At 67.8% G+C, this 18,434-nt stretch carries 15 protein-coding genes; 8 read left to right on the top strand and 7 right to left on the bottom strand.

The features are described from left to right. Positions 1 to 3: 3 nt before the first annotated feature. Positions 4 to 1,113 (top strand): GntR family transcriptional regulator, encoded by a 1,110-nt coding sequence (locus AUC47_RS04300; protein WP_096713972.1) that lies wholly within the window; start codon positions 4 to 6, stop codon positions 1,111 to 1,113. A 237-nt stretch (positions 1,114 to 1,350) separates the two neighbouring features. Here AUC47_RS04300 and AUC47_RS04295 read toward each other — a convergent pair whose 3' ends face one another. The 5 genes from AUC47_RS04295 to AUC47_RS04275 form a co-directional block, all read right to left on the bottom strand. After that, positions 1,351 to 2,454: a glycoside hydrolase family 76 protein gene (locus AUC47_RS04295; RefSeq protein ID WP_096713971.1), complete on the bottom strand. Its 1,104-nt coding sequence runs from the start codon at positions 2,452 to 2,454 to the stop codon at positions 1,351 to 1,353. A 100-nt stretch (positions 2,455 to 2,554) separates the two neighbouring features. Continuing rightward, positions 2,555 to 3,808 (bottom strand): ABC transporter substrate-binding protein, encoded by a 1,254-nt coding sequence (locus tag AUC47_RS04290; RefSeq protein ID WP_096713970.1) that lies wholly within the window; start codon positions 3,806 to 3,808, stop codon positions 2,555 to 2,557. A gap of 45 nt (positions 3,809 to 3,853) precedes the next feature. Further along, positions 3,854 to 4,807: a carbohydrate ABC transporter permease gene (locus AUC47_RS04285; protein WP_096713969.1), complete on the bottom strand. Its 954-nt coding sequence runs from the start codon at positions 4,805 to 4,807 to the stop codon at positions 3,854 to 3,856. Further along, entirely contained in the window at positions 4,807 to 5,766 is a 960-nt protein-coding gene (locus tag AUC47_RS04280; RefSeq protein WP_218838198.1) for a carbohydrate ABC transporter permease, read from the bottom strand. The genes AUC47_RS04285 and AUC47_RS04280 overlap by 1 nt, the downstream gene beginning before the upstream one ends. Then, a complete protein-coding gene (locus AUC47_RS04275; RefSeq protein WP_256999439.1) occupies positions 5,763 to 7,118 on the bottom strand; it encodes a glycoside hydrolase family 125 protein in 1,356 nt (451 codons plus the stop codon). The genes AUC47_RS04280 and AUC47_RS04275 overlap by 4 nt, the downstream gene beginning before the upstream one ends. A 279-nt stretch (positions 7,119 to 7,397) precedes the next feature. On the opposite strand from AUC47_RS04275, the gene AUC47_RS04270 reads away from it, so the two are divergent. From AUC47_RS04270 to AUC47_RS04250, 5 genes are all read left to right on the top strand, one after another. Beyond that, positions 7,398 to 8,951 (top strand): Ig-like domain-containing protein, encoded by a 1,554-nt coding sequence (locus AUC47_RS04270; protein ID WP_096713968.1) that lies wholly within the window; start codon positions 7,398 to 7,400, stop codon positions 8,949 to 8,951. Between the two features lie 32 nt (positions 8,952 to 8,983). Continuing rightward, entirely contained in the window at positions 8,984 to 11,764 is a 2,781-nt protein-coding gene (locus tag AUC47_RS04265; RefSeq protein ID WP_096713967.1) for a LamG-like jellyroll fold domain-containing protein, read from the top strand. Positions 11,765 to 12,068: 304 nt separating this feature from the next. Beyond that, positions 12,069 to 13,124, top strand: coding sequence for a phosphogluconate dehydrogenase (NAD(+)-dependent, decarboxylating) (gene gnd / locus AUC47_RS04260; RefSeq protein ID WP_096713966.1), 1,056 nt, complete (start codon positions 12,069 to 12,071; stop codon positions 13,122 to 13,124). Positions 13,125 to 13,407: 283 nt separating this feature from the next. Next, complete coding sequence (locus tag AUC47_RS04255) at positions 13,408 to 15,240, top strand: ATP-dependent nuclease (RefSeq protein WP_179297509.1); 1,833 nt, start codon at positions 13,408 to 13,410, stop codon at positions 15,238 to 15,240. 5 nt (positions 15,241 to 15,245) lie between these two features. After that, the gene (locus AUC47_RS04250) at positions 15,246 to 15,719 is read left to right on the top strand and encodes a GNAT family N-acetyltransferase (protein ID WP_096714191.1); all 474 of its coding nucleotides are present in this window, start codon (positions 15,246 to 15,248) and stop codon (positions 15,717 to 15,719) included. 13 nt (positions 15,720 to 15,732) lie between these two features. On the opposite strand, the gene AUC47_RS04245 is transcribed toward AUC47_RS04250, so the two are convergent. Then, a complete protein-coding gene (locus tag AUC47_RS04245) occupies positions 15,733 to 16,104 on the bottom strand; it encodes a VOC family protein (RefSeq protein ID WP_096713964.1) in 372 nt (123 codons plus the stop codon). Positions 16,105 to 16,161: 57 nt separating this feature from the next. After that, positions 16,162 to 17,385 (bottom strand): FAD-dependent oxidoreductase, encoded by a 1,224-nt coding sequence (locus AUC47_RS04240; protein WP_179297508.1) that lies wholly within the window; start codon positions 17,383 to 17,385, stop codon positions 16,162 to 16,164. Between the two features lie 205 nt (positions 17,386 to 17,590). Here AUC47_RS04240 and AUC47_RS04235 point away from each other — a divergent pair, with 205 nt between their 5' ends. Continuing rightward, positions 17,591 to 18,154, top strand: coding sequence for a dihydrofolate reductase family protein (locus tag AUC47_RS04235; protein ID WP_096714190.1), 564 nt, complete (start codon positions 17,591 to 17,593; stop codon positions 18,152 to 18,154). After that, positions 18,151 to 18,429 carry a hypothetical protein gene (locus AUC47_RS04230; RefSeq protein ID WP_096713962.1) on the top strand — a complete coding sequence of 93 codons (279 nt, stop codon included), beginning with the start codon at positions 18,151 to 18,153 and terminating at the stop codon, positions 18,427 to 18,429. The genes AUC47_RS04235 and AUC47_RS04230 overlap by 4 nt, the downstream gene beginning before the upstream one ends. Positions 18,430 to 18,434: the final 5 nt, after the last annotated feature.

Here is an 18,434-nt window from a genome sequence, read left to right as displayed (position 1 = left end):
GCCGTGCTCTACAAACGGGTCTACGAAGCCCTGCGCGAGTCCATCGCGCAGGGCACCTACGCCGTCGGCGACAAGCTCCCCACCGAGGCGGAGCTGTCGAAGCAGTTCGAGGTCAGCCCCATCACGGTCAAGCGGGCGCTCGACCTGCTGCGCACCGACGGCATGATCATGCGTCGTCCGCGCATCGGCACGGTCGTCACGAGCGCCACGCCCACGGCATCCACCGCCCGCATGGCGGGCGAGCCCGACCGCGGGCCCTCGCTCATCGGCTGCGTCATCACCAGCTTCGACGACACCTTCGGCAACAAGGTGATCGAGGGCATCCTCGCCGCTGCCGGTGCCGACACGCACGTCGTCATCAAGCGCTCGAGTGGGGACCTCGCCGAAGAGGACGCCTGCATCCGTGCCCTCGTCGACGCGGGAGTCGAGGGACTGCTCCTGCTGCCGAGCTCGTCGGAGTACATCCCGCCCGCTGCGCTCGAACTCGTCGCCAGGAAGTTCCCCGTCGTCATCCTCGACCGGCTGTTCGACGGCATCCCGGTGTCGGCCGTGTGCTCCGACAACCTCGCGGGCGGACGCGCGGCCACCGAGCACCTGCTCGAGCTCGGGCACCAGACGATCGGGTTCGTCAGCTCGGCGAGCCACGTGTCGTCGAGCGACGACCGCCGCAACGGGTACATCCACGCGCACGCGATGAACCACCTGCCACTCGAGAACCAGGCCGAGCTGCGCACGATCGGCTCGACGGTGCCGGGCAGCTCCGAGACCACCGAGCACGACATCGCCCGTCTCATGGAGTTCGTCGAGCAGCATCCCGACATCACGGGATACGTGGTGGGAGAGTACAACATCGCCCTCATGCTGCGCGAGGCCTGTGACCGCCTCGGGCTCGAGGTGCCGCGTGACATCTCGATCGTCTGCTTCGACCACCCCGACGCGTTCTTCGACACCCGGCTGTTCCGGTTCACGCACATCCGGCAGCAGCAGCGCGAGCTGGGGGAGAAGGGCGTCGACTCCGTGCGGCGCCAGATCGCCGCGCCGAGCGAGATCGAGAAGGTCGTGCTGCCGGTCGAGCTGGTGGTCGGGGCGTCGTCCGCCGCGCCGCGCCGCTGAGTCGCGCACCCGGCCCGCTCCCGCCCGAGCCCCGCGTCCCCCTCACGCGAGTTGGCACCTCTTGCCGGAATTCGCGAGGAATTCCCGCAGGAGGTGCCAACTGAACGGGGAGGGATATTCGTCCCCCTCACGCCGAGTTGGCACCTCTTGCCGGAATTCGCGAGAAATTCCCACGGGAGGTGCCAACTGAAGGTGAGGCGGGCGGGCGGGCGCGCGCGGGGCGGGGAAGGGATGCCGTCAGCCGGCGACCCCCACGGACGCCGTCGCGTCGGCATCCGCTCCGGCATCCCGTGCTTCGAGGCGAGCCCGCTGCTCGACCGCGAACACCGCGCTGAGCAGGGTCGAGTAGGGGATCCACTCGACCGGGGGCTTCGACCAGTCGTTGCCCGGGCGCAGGTGCCCGTCGATGAGGCCGTTCGCCCACAGGGCATCGGTGCCCGCGCGGAGGAAGTCCTCGAGCGCGGCCTTCTCGTCGGCGTACTCCTCGTCGTCGGCCAGCGCCGCGATCAGCTCGCCGAGGTAGCGGTAGAACACGCCCTTGAAGAGGCCCTCGTCGCCGCCGTCACCCTCGTCGGGGAAGACGGTGCCGTCGCTGAGCTCGCGCACCGCGGTCATGGCCGTCTGCACGGCCCGATCGAGGTAGTCGCGGTCGCCGGTGGCGGCGTGCAGCTCGACGGCGGCCCCGACGTAGAGGCCCTGGTTGTAGGTGAACCGCCACTGGGTGTCGACCCGGCCGTCCTCCTCGCGGTTGACGCCGTCTTCGACGAATCCGTCGGCGCCGACGAGGTTCGTCGTCAGCCAGTCGAACGCCCGCCGCGCGTAGCCGAGGTAGTCGCGCGACTCTTCGTGACGGCTGAGCCGGACGCCGAGGATGATCAGCGGTCCGTTCGCGGGCGTGTTCTTGTAGTACAGCTGCTGCTTGCGCCAGGCGAGGCTCTCGCCGAGGGTGTCGTTCCAGCCCGCCGCGATGACGTGGTCCCAGATCGCGATCGCCTCGTCGAGGAACCGCTGCTCGCCGGTCGCCCGGTGCACGCGCTCCAGCGCAAGCGCGAACCACAGCATGTCGTCGAAGTAGTCGTTGAACAGCTGCCCGCCGTTGCGCTCGACGATGTTGTCGCGGGCGGCGATCGCGCGGTCGGTCCACTCCGGGTCGCCGGTGCGCAGCCAGGCGTCGACGCGGGCGTCGATCACGTGGGCGAGCCACCAGTAGTTGAAGACCTCGGTGTTGCCGCGATCGCGCGGATGGCTGTTCGCGAGGAACTGGATGCCGTCGGCGCCGAACCAGTGGTCGATGCTGTGCTGGGCGGTGTCGGCTCGCGCCGACCAGGAGGTGTCGTTCATGTGTCCTTCTCTGGGGATTCGGGTCGCTCCGGTCGCGAAAAGTGCTGCATCTCGTGGCGAGACGCGGCCGTTTCCGCGACCGGAGGCGAGGATGCTGCGGTCAGCGGTTCTGCGCGAGGATCTGGTCGCCCTGCTCCTGCGCGTCCTTGAGCGCCTGCTCGGCCGAGATCTCGCCGGAGAGGAAGCGCTCGAGCGCGGGAACCAGAGCCTTGCCCTCGACGTCGGAGAAGCCCTGCACGTTCGGGCGGGTCTGCGCGTAGTTCATGGCCTCGATGAACGCCGCGTAGTGCTCGTCCTCGGTGAAGTACGGGTCGTTCGCCGCCTCGATGTTGGCGGGGATCCATCCGGCGATCTCACCGAACGCGACGCCGTTCTCGGCCTCGGTCGTCCACCACTTCATGAACTCCCACGCGCCTTCGGCGTTCTTCGCCCCCTCCGGGATGACGAGTCCGAAGCCGCCCATGTAGGCGCCCTTGTCGCCGTTCGGCCCGGCCGGCGGCTGCACGACGCCGTACTCGAGCCCGTCGACCTGGTCGAGAGTCGACAGCGCCCACGGTCCGTCGAGCTTCATGGCGGTCTTGCTCTCGGCGAAGGAGTCGCCGGTGTCGCCGAAGCCCTGCTCGTACACGTCGGCGTCGAGCAGGCTCTGCCAGAACTCGAGCACCTCGAGACCCTCGGGGCTGTTGAACGCCGTCTTGGTCTGGTCGTCGTTCAGCAGCTGGCCGCCGGCCTGTGCGAGGTACATGTTGAACAGTCCGGGGTCGCTGAGGTCGAGGCCGGCCTGGGTGAGCTTTCCGCCGTCCTTGACCGTCAGCGCCTCGGCGGCGGTCTTCAGCTCGTCCCAGTTGGTGGGCGGGGTGACGCCGGCATCCTCCAGCAGCGTCTGGTTGAACAACAGCGAGCGGTTGTCGACGAGCAGCGGCAGGCCGTAGAGCTCGCCGTCTACCTCCATCTCGCCGAGCGCGGGTTCGTAGAAGATGCTCGTGTCGACGGCATCCTCCTTCACGAACTCGTCGATCGGGGCGAGCGCGCCCTTCGGGGCGTAGAGCGAGGTCTGATAGCGGTCCCAGAGCACGACGTCCGGCACCTGGCCGCCCGCGAGCGAGGTCAGCAGCTTCTCCTCGACGAGCTCCTGCGGGACGTACGAGACCTCGTACTCGTCCTGCGACTCGTTGAAGCGTGCCGCCTGCTCTTCGAGCTGGTCGACCTGGTCGCCCGACCAGGATCCCCACATGACGACGGGCTCGGGTCCGTCTCCGTTGCCGCCGCCCGAGTCGCCGGACGCGCAGCCCGCGACGGTGACGGCCAGGGTGGCCGTCGCGACGACGGCCAGGGCTCGCAGGTTCTTCTTCATCGAAATCTCCTTGATGGATGGTGGTGCTGTGGTGGTGGGGTGGGGTTACTTCGAGCCGACGTGCGCGACGCCCTCGATGATCCAGCGCTGCGCGAACAGGAAGACGAGCAGCACGGGAAGGCTGGCGATCACGGTTCCGGCCATGAGCGGGCCGTAGGCGGTCTCGTAGTTGTTGACGAACGAGGCGAGGCCGACCTGGACGGTCATCATGTCCTGGCTGTTGAGCACGATCAGCGGCCAGAGGAAGTTGTTCCATCCGGCCTGGAAGCTGATGATGCCGAGCACGGCGAGCCCGGCCTTCGCGAGCGGGAAGTAGATGACCGTGAAGATGCGGAACTCGCTGGCCCCGTCGATGCGGGCTGCTTCACCGAGCTCGTCGGGCAGCGTCTCGAAGAACTGCTTCATGAAGAACACCGCGAACGCGCCGGCGGCGCCGGGGATGATGACGGCCCAGTAGGTGTTGATGAGGCCGAGACCGCCCTGGCCGAGGGCGTCGTTGCCGCCGGCGAACGGGATGCCGCGCAGGATGAGGAACGACGGGATCATCGTCACGATGCCGGGGATCATGAGCGACGACAGGAACACCGCGAACACCGCCGCGCGACCCTTGAAGCGCAGCTTCGCGAGGGCGTAGCCGCCGAGGGCGCCGAAGAAGATGTTCGTCGCGGCGCCGCCGAGACCCAGCACGAGCGAGTTCACGAAGTAGCGGCCGAACGGCACCTCCTCGAACACCTGCAGGTAGTTCTCGATGGTGGGATTCGCCGGAATGAGGTTCAGGGCGCCGGAGAGGATCTCGCTCGCCGGCTTCAGCGACGTCGAGATCGTCCACACCAGCGGCGCGACCGTGATGACGCTGATGAGAATGACGCCGACGTACCAGCCGATCGTGGCGAGGCGCTGTCGCGAGGTCTTGCGGCGCGAGGTCGGCACCGGGGCGAGCGTGGTGCCGGCGGCGATCGAGGTGGCGACGGTGCGGGGTCCGCTGAGGGTGTTCGTCATCACGCGTCCCTCCTGTTCGTGAGCCTGGCGTTGACCAGGGAGAAGACGAGGATGATGAGGAACAGCACGAACGACAGGGCGGAGGCGTAGCCCATCTCGAGCGCCCCGAAGCCCTTGTTGTAGATGTAGTAGACCATCGTGACGGTCGAGTTGCCGGGTCCGCCCTTGGTGAGCACGTAGGCCTGGTCGAACACCTGGAACGCGCCGATGATGAGCAGCGTCGACACGAGGAACGTCGTGCGGGTGAGCGACGGCAGCGTTACGTACCGGAACTGCTGCCAGGCGTTCGCCCCGTCGAGTCGCGCCGCTTCGTAGAGCTCGCCCGGCACACCCTGCAGTCCGCCGAGGAAGATGATCATGTTGGCGCCGAAGCCGGCCCAGACGCTCATCATGACGATCGCGATCATGGCCCACTGCGACTCGTAGAGCCACGCGGGTCCGTCGATGCCGAACCAGCCGAGCGCCACGTTGAGCAGGCCGCTCTGCGGGTTCAGCATCCAGAACCAGATGGTCGCCGTCGCGACCGTCGACGCGACGACCGGGATGTAGAAGAGCGTGCGGAACAGCCGCACCGCGCGGTGGCGGCGGTTGAGCAGCAGCGCGGTGCCGAGTGCGACGATGAGCCCCGCCGGCACGTAGAGCAGCGTGTAGTACGCGGTGTTGCGCAGCGCGATCCAGAAGAACGGATCGACCGCGATGTTCAGGTAGTTCTCGAGGCCGAGCCACTCGAAGTCGCCGACGATCGCATAGTCGGTGAAGCTCAGCACGAGCGCCATGACGATCGGCAGCGCCATGAAGACGACGAACAGCACGCCGGGAACGAGCAGGAACAGCCATGCGTTCCACGTCATCTGCCGGGCGGACGGGTTGCGCGAGGTGCGCGCCTTGGTGGGGCGGCGCGGCGTGGTCGGGGTCTCGGGAGAGACGGATGCCGGCTCGGCGGTGATCTGCGCGCTCATGCCGGCCGCGTCTCGGTCAGGGGCTCGCGGCTCAGCGGCTCGCGCTTCAGCGGCTCGCGCTTCACGGCGCGCAATCCGGTGATGTCGAGCACGAGCTCGCAGAACATCGCGTTCGCCCACGAGAACCACTCGCGGGTGAACACCGACGGGTCTGTCGCGAGGAAGGACTCGTGCATGAGGCCGGTGCCGGCATCCGTCTCGAGGAGCAGTCGCAGGATGCGCTGCTTCTCACTCTGGTCGTCGGTCGTCAGCGCCTCGATGCAGAGTCCGATCGGCCAGATGTGGCCGGCCGGGGTGTGCGGGCTGCCGAGGCCGCGCGCCTCTTCGCCCCAGGGCAGGGTGCCTGAGACGAAGGTCGGGTTGGCGTCGCTGAGGATCCACGAGCGGGTCGCGAGATAGAGGGGGTCGTCGACGCCGCTCCAGCCGATCAGCGGCAGGGAGAGCAGGCTCGGCACGTTGGCGTCGTCGAGGAGCAGGACGCCGCCGCGCCCGTCGACCTCGTAGGCGTACACCGGTCCGTGGTCGGGGGTGTCGACGACCGCGTGCTGCGCGATGCCCCGTTCGATGTCGCCGCGGAGATCGCGGGCGCTCGCCGCGAGCTCGGGGTCGTCGAGCACGGCGGTGGCGATGGCCTCGATGTGGCGCAGCTCGACGGCGGCGAACATGTTGCCCGGCACGTTGTAGCCGTACTCGCAGGCGTCGTCGCTCGGGCGGAACGCCGACCAGGTCATGCCGGTCGGCGCCGTCTCGCTGCCGCGGCCGTCGCGCACGAGCGTGTCGGTCGGCGGGCAATCGAAGCGCTGGAAGCGGTAGGTCGACCGGACCTCGTGGTCCTGCTCGGTGCGCCACAGCGCGATGATCGCGCGAGCGGCCCGGGCGAACGGCTCGCCGAGGTGGTCGGTGCGGCCGGTCAGCATCCACAGGTCATGGGCGAGCTGCACGGGGTAGCAGAGGGAGTCGACCTCGTACTTGCGCTCCCACACCCACGGCGACTGCTCGGTGAGGTCGCTCTGGTGTCCGCTGCCGTCGGCGGCCGCGTTGAACGCGTTCGCGTACGGATCGAGCAGCACGTAGTCGATCTGGCGGCGCGAGACGGCGGCGATCATGTCGCTGATCGCCCGGTCCTCGGCGGCGAAGTGCAGATAGGGCGCGAGCTGTGCGGTGGAGTCGCGCAGCCACATCGCCGGGATGTCGCCCGTCAGCATGAAGAGCGTCCCGTCGGGCATCTCGCGCAGCGTGGTGCCGAGCGTGTTCTCGAAGCAGCGCTCGAACATCGCCGCTGTGGCCTCGTCGGTGCGGGCGCGCACACGCTCCGCGACGGAGTGGATGAAGGCCGAATGGGTCTGAGCCACGATGCTCCTCGGTCGATCTCGGGCCGCCCCGCTCTGGGCGACATCGCCACTGTAACCCGAAAAAAGTATTAAAGCTATTTATATCTATAAATATACGGAGCGGAGGGGCGGGCATACCTATTCGCACGCCGCTCGGCACCTGCGGCGGGTTCACGCGACGGCCGAACGACGTTCACATCCCATTAACGATCCCGCCGCTCACCGGAATTCCGGGTCGATAGGTTCGACGACGGCGCGGCGAAACCCTGATCGCCTCCGCCGTCGAAAGGACTCCCCCGCATGAGAACCCCCACTCGGCGTGCCCGCCGGCGTGCCATCGCGACCCTGGGCGTCACGGCTCTCACCGCCGTCGCCCTTCTTCCCACCGTCGCCGTCGCCGAAGCCGAGCAGGACCCCAGCCTGCTCGGCGACCCGGCGACCTACCTCGTCGAGAGCCTCTCCGCGCCCGGCAAGGTCGTCGAGATCGGCAACCCTGCCGCTCAGCCGACGCTTCCCGGCAGCACGCCGGCGGCGGCCGCCGTCTTCCCCTTCGCGAAGACACCCGAGGCGCTGCGGGCACAGGCCGTGCTCGCGTACCCGGTCGAGGCCTCTCCCGAGCGCGTCGTCCTCGCCAACGCGGAGGGCGATGTGCTGGTGCGTCGCGCGAACGACGATCCCGACTACCGCTACCTCACCATCGAGGGGCTGACGCTCGACGAGGCCGCGAGCGATCCGCGCGCTCAGTGGACGATCACCGATGCGGGTGGCGGCCTGTCGTATCTGCGTAACGTGCAGGCATATGCGAACGGCGCCGTTCCGGGACTCGACATGTACAACTGGGCGACCGCCACCGGCTCCGAGGTCCAGACCTACGACGCCGGGAGCGCGAACGTGCAGAAGTGGCGTCTGCACAGCCTCACGCCGACCGTCCCGACCGTCGAGCAGAGGGTCGACACCGGCATCGCACCGTCATTCCCCACGCAGCTGACCGCTCGCTACGGATGGGGTCTGCGCACCACGCTGACCGACGTCACGTGGGACGCACCGAGTGCCGACGTGTGGAAGACCGACGGCATCGTGATCGTCGAGGGCACCGGCATCGGATACTTCGGCGAGAGCGTCGGCGTCACCGCCTCGTACCTCGTGGGTTCGCTCGGCGCCCCGGCGGCGGATGCGACGATGACGGGCCATGTCGGCATGACGCTGAAGGAGCTGCAGATGCACGCGCCGACCGCCGTCGAGCGCACCGTGTCCGGCTCCGACACCACCGTGACGACGCCGGTCAGCTGGGACTGGTCCGCCCTCGCCGACGACGCCACGAGCACCGAGGGCGTCGTGGAGATCCCGGCCGCGGCATCCACCGGGTTCGAGGCGCGTCTCGTGATCACGATCACACGCACTGAGAGCGTGAACATCCTCCGCGGAGCGGGCATCCACTGGGACTACACGCATCTCAACGGCACGAATTTCGCTCTCACCGACGGCAACCGCGATGTCGCCGGGTTCGACGACTGGCGCAGTGGCGGAGCCGCCAACCGCGTGAATCCGAACACCGTCTCGTTCTACTTCGACCAGCCGCGTCAGCTCACGGGGGCGGCCGTGTTCGACAACAACGGCCGCAACAACGTCGGCGGCGTCACGGTGCAGTATCGCGACCTCATCGGCGGCTGGAGTGACCTCCCGACGGATGCCGTCACCTGGCCCTACGTCAACGCGACGCCGAACCTCGCACTCGAGGTCGACAGCGCGCCTGTTCTCGCGACCGGGCTGCGGGTCGTCATCACCAACAAGACGAACGACAACTGGATGAGCCTGTCCGAGGTCGAGGCCTACGGCCCCGAGCTCGCCGGCTGACCCGCATCCGCACTGACACCCGAGGAAGAACGATGATCACTCCTGCCCGCCGCGGTCCCTGGCGTGCGCTGACCAGCGCGGCCGTCGCGATCGGACTCCTGGTCGGTACCGCGGCGCCCGCCGTCGCGGCATCCGACGATCCCGCTCCCGAGAACCCCGCAACGGGCGCGCTCGCTGCGGGTGTGGCTGCGGCCGCCGACCTGCGCTCCAGCTTCACGCTCCCGGTGATTCCCGACACGCAGTTCTACTCGCGCTACAGCGAATCCCAGTTCTACCCCAAGTACGACACCAACCCGTTCGAGGTGCAGACGCGGTGGATCGTCGACAACCAGGACGAGCTGAACATCCCGTTCGCCGTGCACGTCGGCGACGTCGTCGACCAGCAGTGGGTCACGAGCGAGTGGAGCGCGGCCGCCAAGGCCATGCAGATCCTCGCGGACGGCGGGGTCGAGTACTCGGTGGTTCCCGGTAACCACGACGTGGCCGACATGAACGCGCGGTCCTCGGAGGCGAACTCCTGGCAGTATCTGCAGCGGTTCGACGCGAGCCGGATGCAGGCGCAGGGCGGCGCGACCTTCGTCGACAGCTTCCAGAACGGCCTGTCGACCGCATACGTCTTCGAGGCGGAGGGACATCAGTGGATGTCGCTAGCGCTGGCCTGGAACGCCTCGGCCGACACCTTCGCGTGGGCGCAGGGCGTTCTCGACGCGCACCCCGGAATCCCTGTCGTGCTGTCGTCGCACGCGATCATCAACATCGCTCTCGACCAGACGTCTCCCGCCGACTGGTGGTGGGGCGAGGAGCTGTGGAACCAGCTGATCCGCAAGAACGACGAGATCGTCCTCACGGTCAACGGGCACTTCCACGGCACCACCATGCGAGAGCGCACGAACGACTTCGGACACCCCGTCTACCAGGTGCTCACGGACTATCAGATGGCTGCGGACGGCGGGAACGGCTACATGACGCTGTTCGAGTTCGACCTCACGAACGACCGCATCGACGTCGAGTCCGTCTCGCCGTGGGTGACCGTCAAGGACAAGCAGTCGCTGACCGCGAACGACACTCCGGTGCTCGACGGCCCGTGGCAGTCGTTCAGCATTCCGATGGACTTCGAGGCCCGCTTCGGGTACGAGCCGGCCGCCGCGGCCCAGGGCGACCTGTCGGAGCGCGCGAAGGAGATCGTCTCGGAGGGCTGGGACGGCGACGGCGTCGGCGAGCAGTGGGCGCCCGCCGGCCGTGCCGACGACTACGTCCGGGTCGACGGCACCGTCGCGCACTGGCGCTTCGGCGCGGTCGACGAGGGCATCGTCGACGAGAACACGGTTATCCCGGATGTCGAGGGCGGCAGCCCCATGCACCGCAGCGCCATCGACAAGACGGATGCGCCCGAGAAGCTCAAGGACGTGCAGGTGTCGCACTCGAACGTGCCCTTCTACTCCGCCGACCGCGGTGCCGTGTGCTTCGCCGACGTGCACCGCAACGCCTCGGGGCCCGACAACATGTCGTACATCTCCACCGAGTACGGGGCTCCGGCGACGTTCGCCGATCTGACTTCGTCGTCGGGATACACGGTCGAGTCGTTCCTGCAGCTGGACGAGGAGTGGACCGAGGCGGCGAACCGCTGGAGTGCAGCCCTCACCCGCGGCGGTGCCCGCCAGTGGATCGGCATCAACGACTCCTCCGACCCCGGAGCGGGCGCCGCCTGGCTCGGCATCTCGAGCCTGCGCGAGTACCAGTTCTCGGCTGCGGACACCGGCTCCCGCAACTCCTACACCCTGTGGTCGGGCGAGATCATGCAGGGATCGTGGCATCACGTCGCGATCGTCAACGACCCCGAGGCCGACACGGTCATCATGTACGTCGACGGCGTGCCGGTGCTGCGCAACGCATCTGGAACGGGCGGAATGATGGCCGCGGACTTCATGCCGTGGATCATCGGCGCCTCGACCTGGAACACCGAGGTCGAGCACGGCTGGCACGGCTGCGTGGGGGAGACCCGTGTCGTCGACCACGCCCTGGAGTCGTCGCAGTTCCTCTACCAGCGGGTCGACATCTCATCGACGCTGCGGGTGACGACCGACCTCACCTCGGTGCGCCCGGCGGATGCCGTGGTCTCGACGCTCGAGGGATCCGGCCACCCCGGGTCGTCGGTCGCCGTGACGGTCGACGGTGCCGCCGCCGGATCGGCCGAGGTCGCGCCTGACGGTTCGTGGACGGTGCCGCTGACCACGCCGATCGCCGGATCCGGTTCGCACACGGTGTCGGTCGTGCCGTCGTTCGGTACCCGGTCGGGTACCGCCGTCGACGGAGTGCTCGTGATCGGAGAGGCCGCACAGCCCTGGGCTCCCGTCGACACCGATCTCACGCCCGAGTTCGCTGGGCTGATCTCGGTCGATCCGTCCCGGTTCGAGCCGGGCACGACCGTTCGGGTGTCCGTGCCGCAGGGCCGAGAGGCCGAGACGGTCTACGGCTTCCTCTTCTCCACGCCCGTGGCGCTGGGCGGGGCGACCGTGGCCGACGGAGCGGTGAGCTTCGCTATCCCCGCGAACACACCGCTCGGCGAGCACCGCTTCGCCCTGTACGCCGCGGACGGGACCGTGATCGGCTGGGACGAGGTCACCGTCCTCGACCCGGACGCCGCGAACCCGGGTGCTCCCGCGACCGGTGGGGCGTCGGCCGACGGTGCGCTTGCGACGACCGGCATCGCTGGGGAGTGGGCGCTGCTCTGGGCCGCGCTCGGCGCCGGCGCGATCGCACTCGGCATCACGTTCGCCCTCCGGCGACGGAAGGGTCAGCCCGAGGGTCGTTGAGCGAGCGGACTCTTCCCCGGGTCGTTGAGCGAGCGAAGCGAGACGAAACGCGGTGAGTTCTGGAGAGCGGCGTGCGACGTTTCGTCTCGGTGCTTCGCTCCTCGCTCAACGACCGGGGGCCGCCCGGGTCGTTGAGCGAGCGAACTCCCCCCGGGTCGTTGAGCGAGCGGAGCGAGACGAAACGCGGTGACCCTCCGCGCAACCCTGATTCACCTCTCCGCGAAACGCGCCACCCCCTTTGGCCGTAGCCCGCGGGCGTGTGAGGATGACGACATCCCCTAGCCCCGGTGAAAGAAGGAACCTCATGCAGATCGCGATGATCGGACTCGGACGGATGGGCGCCAACATCGTGCGCCGCCTGATGCGCGACGGACATGACTGCGTGGTCTACGACGTGAACACGGATGCCGTGCAGAGCCTGGCCGCGGAGGGCGCCGTCGGTGCCGACAGCATGGCCGACCTCGCGTCGAAGCTCGAGGCCCCGCGGGCCGTCTGGATGATGGTGCCGGCCGGTCTCACCGGGGCCGTCGCCGACGAGGCGGCGACGGTGCTCGAGGAGGGCGACATCCTCATCGACGGCGGCAACTCGAACTACCGCGACGACGTCCGCCGGGCGAAGGCGCTGAAGGAGCGCGGCATCCACTATGTCGACGTGGGCACGAGCGGCGGCGTCTTCGGACTCGACCGCGGCTACTGCCTCATGGTCGGCGGTCCGGATGAGGCCGTGCAGCGCATCGAGCCGATCCTGAAGACGATCGCGCCGGGCGCGGGCGAGATCGAGCGCACCCCGGGGCGCACCGGCGACCTCGGCCCCGAGGAGCTGGGCTACCTGCACTGCGGGCCGTCGGGTGCGGGGCACTTCGTGAAGATGGTGCACAACGGCATCGAGTACGGCATCATGGCGTCGATCGCCGAGGGGCTCAACCTGCTGCACAACGCGGATGCCGGGGTGCGCGAGGCCGAGCACTCCGCCGAGATCGCGCCGCTGGAGGAGCCGGAGTACTACCAGTTCCCCATCGACACCGCGAAGGTCTCGGAGCTGTGGCGCCGCGGGTCGGTGATCTCGTCGTGGCTGCTCGACCTCACGGCGGCGGCGCTGGCCGAGAACCCCACGCTCGACGGACTCGCCGGTCGCGTCTCCGACTCGGGCGAAGGACGCTGGACGGTCAAGGCCGCGGTCGACGTGGGTGTGCCGGTGCCGGTGCTCGCGGCATCCCTCTTCGAGCGCTTCGCCTCGCGCGATGAGGACCGCTTCGCGAACCAGGTGCTGTCGGCGATGCGTCTGCAGTTCGGCGGGCACAAGGAGCTTCCCGCCGGCGACGTGCTCGAGGCCGGCTCGCGCAAGGCCGAGTCCAACTGAGGACGTCGAGCTGCCCGAGCCGGCTGTGGGCCGTTGATCGCGAAGGAGTGAGATGCGGAGATTGTTCGCTATCGACAGGCGTGTAGAGGACCCGTTCCGAATCCGCGTCAGCCAACATCTGCGTCCGACTCAGCTCCTCACGCTCGTCGCGAAGCGTGGCATGGAGATCAGAGACGTTTCGATAGACATCATGGGGCTGGGGAGCCCGTGGGGCGGCCAATGGGGGGACCCTGTGACCGAGCGGCCGCGAACGCTCTCCGGGAGTGCATCTATCGATCTCGTGATGAATGTGGCCAAACCAGGGCAGCACAGCATTTACGTCCTTCAAGATGGGGTGGGCCGAGACTACGCAGAGCAGGACGATATCGTTTTGCTCATCTACTGGGAGGCCGAGACCTGGAACAACGCGTCGAACAGATTCGCCTTATTCTGGACCTACTCCGATCGGCGGCGGGGACGAGCACCGTTTCTTGTGGACGCAGAAGAGGCCGAGCGGCTGATCGCTCAGCCTTCCAATGATCCCGCGCATCGGCCAAGCATTTACGACCGAAATCACCGCCGCGTGCGACGATTTAGCCGTTATGACGAGATGAGCCGCAACGGTGCAGGAGAGGATGATCGCGTGATTGGAATTGCCGGGGAGAGCGCACGCGTTGAACGCCTTACTCTTCGAGGACTCCGCGGGTTCAGAACCGACGAGACTCTGCGGCTTGCTGTCCCAAACGGGTCAGATGGTAGTGGCCTCACCGTTGTGGTCGGCGAGAACAATGCAGGTAAGTCGACTGTGTGGGAAGCGTTCGATTCGGTGGCGCGGAAGATGCGGTCGGATGTTTCGTTCTCCGAGGGGCGTCGAAACATGGGAGCGGGAGGAGTTCGCATTTGCATGGAGCGAGCCGACGGTTCGACGTATGTACTCGAAAGCCGCCACGCGGATACTAGTGAAACCCGCGGAGAGTGGATGAATGTTAGCCCGTCTGCCTCAGCCGTGTTCGAGCTCGTTTCAGTGCCCGCTCGACGCCAATTTCAACCGAGCTTTGGGAAGAGTGGAACGATAGCGCGAGATTGGATGGTGTCCGGGGGAGATTTCTCGAGGGCCCGACAGGCGGACCAGTTTACGCAGTTCACAGGGCGTCTTTTCGACTTGCATAACGACGATGCAAAAAAGGCGCGATTCGACGATCTGATGGCGGAGGTCGTTGGGCGTGAATTTAACTGGAGCATTGAACTTGCCGACGGGCAGTTCGGGCAGTCGTATTATCTCAAAGTAAAAAGCGAGAGCGGCAGTCACACAAGCGACGGTCTCGGCGACGGAATTATTAGCTTGATGTTTATCCTGAACGCCCTCTACGATTCTGAGCCCGGGACGCTATTGACCATCGATGAGCCGGAACTCTCGTTGCACCCGCAACTTGTACGGCGGTTGGGGCGAGTGATCTCTCGGCTCGCTTCAGATCGACAGATAGTTATTTTCACGCACGCGCCAGAGCTAATCTCTTGGGACGATATCGGCGCCGGTGGAGAAGTCGCTCGGGTGTTCAGGCGCGACGGAGAGTCGAAGATCGCGCAAGCCAGTCGAGGAGCGATCGATGAGGTGACGAAGGCCCGCGGCGGCTGGACTAACCCTCATGCGCTCGGATGGGACGCTAATGCAGCGCTCTTCCTGGATGACGGCGTGGTGGTCGTAGAGGGCCAGGAAGACGCGGCTCTTCTGCCGCGAGCGTTTGAACAATTGGCAGTTCCATTCAATGGCTCGATTTTTGGGTGGGGATCCGGTGGAGCTTATAACGTTCCGCGCTTTCTGAGATTGCTGCGGGAGTTGGGTTTCTCTCGAGTCGTGGCGATCTTGGATAACGACGTCCCCGATCTTGCGGCCGAGCTTCGGGAAGAGTTCGGACATTACCTAATTCTCGAGCAGCCAGCGGCAGATATCCGGGATAAACGTGGCCGAGAAGTCAGGGCGAAGGTCGGTTTACTCGATGAGAAGGGCCGAACGGTGAAGGAGCAACTACGAGATCAAGCACGCAGCGTGCTCTTTGAGGCCAGCGACTACCTCGGATTCACGAACAGTGTGACAAGCAGCGCCCCGCCGCCTGCGGTAGTCGAAGGGAATGATTAATGGAGATGAACGACGAACCGCACGCGTACCGCATCCGCACCGCCACGCCCGACGAAGGCCCGCGCATCGCCGAGCTGCTGCACGACTTCAACACCGAGTTCGACACCGACACCCCGGGCGTCGAGGTGCTCACACGTCGGCTGCGCACCCTTCTCGCCGGACCCTCGACGTTCGCGGTGATCGGCGGTGAGCCGGCGATCGGCGTCGCTCTGGTGACCATCCGTCCCAACGTCTGGTCGGACGGGCCGGTCGCGCTGCTCGACGAGATGTACGTCGCGCCGGATGAGCGCGGCGGCGGCATCGGCGGTGAGATCCTGCGTGTGATGGTCGAGGCGTGTCAGCGGCTGGGCGTCGCCGAGATCGAGATCAACGTCGACGAATCGGATGCCGACACGATGCGCTTCTACGAGTCCCACGGCTTCCGCGGCACGGACCCCGCGACCGGCGAGCGGGCGTTCTACTACTCCCGCTCCCTCTGACGGGCGATCAGGATCAGCGCCACCCCACCCAGTCCGGCCGGTCGACGATGCAGAAGCGGTTGCCCTCCGGGTCCTGCATGATCACGTAGTCGGCGTCGTCCGGACGCCCGTCCCACGGAACCACGGTCGCGCCGAGTGACGAGAGACGGCGCACCTCGGCATCCTGGTCCTCGGCGTAGATGTCGAGGTGGATGCGCGGCGGCAGCACCCGCTCGGAGTGATGCGCGTCGAGGGCGATGCACGGCGCCTCCGCGTCGCGTGGCTTCAGCACGACCCAGTCGTCGGATGCCGGGTCTCGCTCGACGTAGTCGAGGGCGGCCTTCCAGAACTCGGCCTGCGCGGGCAGGTCGTCCACGCGGATCACGATCGAGACGATCTTCAGCATGCCGGTCAGGCTAGGGCGCGGGATGGATGCCGTGACAGGCCCTTGCAATGACGGGAATCACCGCTCCGCGGCCGCGCGCACCCGCCGCCGATACGCTGCCGCCCCGAGCGCGCCGGCAACCCCGAGAGCCGGCCCCGCGAGGAGCTGCGCGAGCGGATGCCGCAGCGCGGCGATCACGCGCACCGGCCCGAGCGACTCGACGATGGCGGGGCGCGCCCACTCGTCCACGCGCGACTGGTATCGCGCGACGGCGGCGTCGGTGTCGGGCTCGGCGATGAGGGCGTCCGCGAGAGCGCCGGCCGAGCGGATGGCGGTCGCCCCCGCCCGTCCGCCGGTCGGGGGCATGGCGTGCACGGCGTCTCCGATGGCGGTGATGCGGCATGGCGCCCATGGGAAGCGCGGCGCCGACGGGTCCGCCGCGCGGAAGGAGAAGGCGGCGGTCCGGTCGGCCGCGGATCCGAGGATGGCGTCCTGCATCCACGGATGCCAGCGGCGCACGAGAGCGGATGCCGTCAGCGCCAACTCTTCCGGACCGGCCTCCCGCACGTCGGGCAGCGCCTGGCGTCGTGCGATGAGACCCCACACGAGCGACGGCGGCCCGACGGCATCCGCGAGGTCGGCGGGAATCGATGAGAGGCCGCGAGAGGTCAGTGACAGGAACATCCCGGTGCCGAGCCGGTCGACCGCGAGAGCCGGACCGCGGTCGAGGTAGCGGGGGAAGCGCACCCCGCGCGTGAGGGGTGTCGACCCGGCGATGCCGACGAGGCCGGTGTCGGCGCTCGTGTCCGGAGCGAGCGTCCGCAGGGTCGCTGAGCGCGCGCCGTCCGCCGCCACCACGAGGTCGCCGTCGATCCGGGTGCCGTCCGTCAGCGTCACCGACGCGCCGCTCGCGTGAGCCTCGGCCGACGCGACGGTCGACGAGAAGCGGATGCCATCGCCCAGCCCTTCGGCGAGGATCTGCCGCAGGGCGCGGCGCTGGCACAGCATCCGATCCTGCCCCGGCGGCTCCGGCGCGACGACGATCGGCCGCAGGCGCGAGTCGGCGATGATGAACTGCGAGAACGTGCGCGGCCCGTCGGACACCGAGCGGATGCGGTCGACGAGCCGCGCTGGAATGTGCTGCTCCACCACGGCGACCGCTTCGGGAGTGAGGGCGATGCGGTAGCCGCCGGTGTCACCGGCGCTGGCGTCGCGGTCGAGGACGACGACCTCGGCGTGATCGCGCAGGGCATGGGCGAGCACGAGTCCGCCGAGGCCCGCTCCGCTCACGATGACGCGCATGCGACCACCCTGCCCTAGCCGCGGGCAGAAGTCACCGCTACCTGCGCACTTCCCTCGGTCGTTGAGCGAGCGCGCCGAGACGAAACGCGGTTCCCTCCTCCCGGGTCGTTGAGCGAGCGGAGCGAGACGAAACGCGGTTCCCTTCGCGGGGCGTACTCTGTACCGCATCCGCCCCGCACTTCGCGCATCAAAGGAGAGCAGCGCCATGAGACCACTGCGGTACGCCATCAACGTCACGCTCGACGGCTGCGTCCATCACGAGGCCGGCGTCGCTCCCGATGACGAGCTGATGCGCTTCTGGACGGAGCAGATGGAGAACTCGGATGCCGAGCTCTACGGCCGCGTCACATTCGAGATGATGCGGGAGGCGTGGAAGCGTCCGGATGACGGGGTCTGGCCCGACTGGATGGACGAAGGCGAGCAGGAGTTCGCCGACACCCTCGACCGGGCGAAGAAATACGTCGTCTCCAGCACGCTCGAGGAGGTCGACTGGAATGCCGAGCTCGTGCAGGGCGACCTCGGCGAGGCCGTGCGGCGACTGAAGGAGCAGTCGGGGAAGGGTCTGTCGGTCGGCGGGCTCGTGCTGTCGACCGCGCTCACGGATCTCGGGCTGATCGACGAGTACATCTTCGTCGTGCATCCGATCGTCGCGGGGCACGGCCCGTACCTACTCGACGGTCTGCGCGAGCGGGTGCGATTGGAGCCGGTTGAGCGGCGCGAATTCGGGTCGGGCGCGGTGGCGCAGGTCTACCGGAGGGCGGACGGATGAGCCAACCGGAGCCGACCCCGTCGCTGATCCAGCAGCGCTTCGCACTGCGCCGAGAGAGGAACCTGGCAGTGTGGATGACGGTTGGGCCGCTCGTCGCGGGCAGCATGCTGCTGGTAACGCGCTTCGTCGAGGGTACGGCTGGGTGGTTCCACTGGCTCGGGGTCGTCGTCTTCATCGGCGGCGCGGTCTACGGAGCTGTCAAGCTCCTCGCCGCCCGGCGCGCAACGCGGGAGTTTGAAACCCGATACGGCCGAGATGCGGGGATCCAAGACTGACGTGA

Source organism: Microbacterium sp. SZ1 (assembly GCF_002362255.1).
GTDB lineage: Bacteria > Actinomycetota > Actinomycetes > Actinomycetales > Microbacteriaceae > Microbacterium.
Note: the sequence above shows the minus strand (reverse complement) of the source record. Positions and strands in the feature narration are given on the sequence as shown.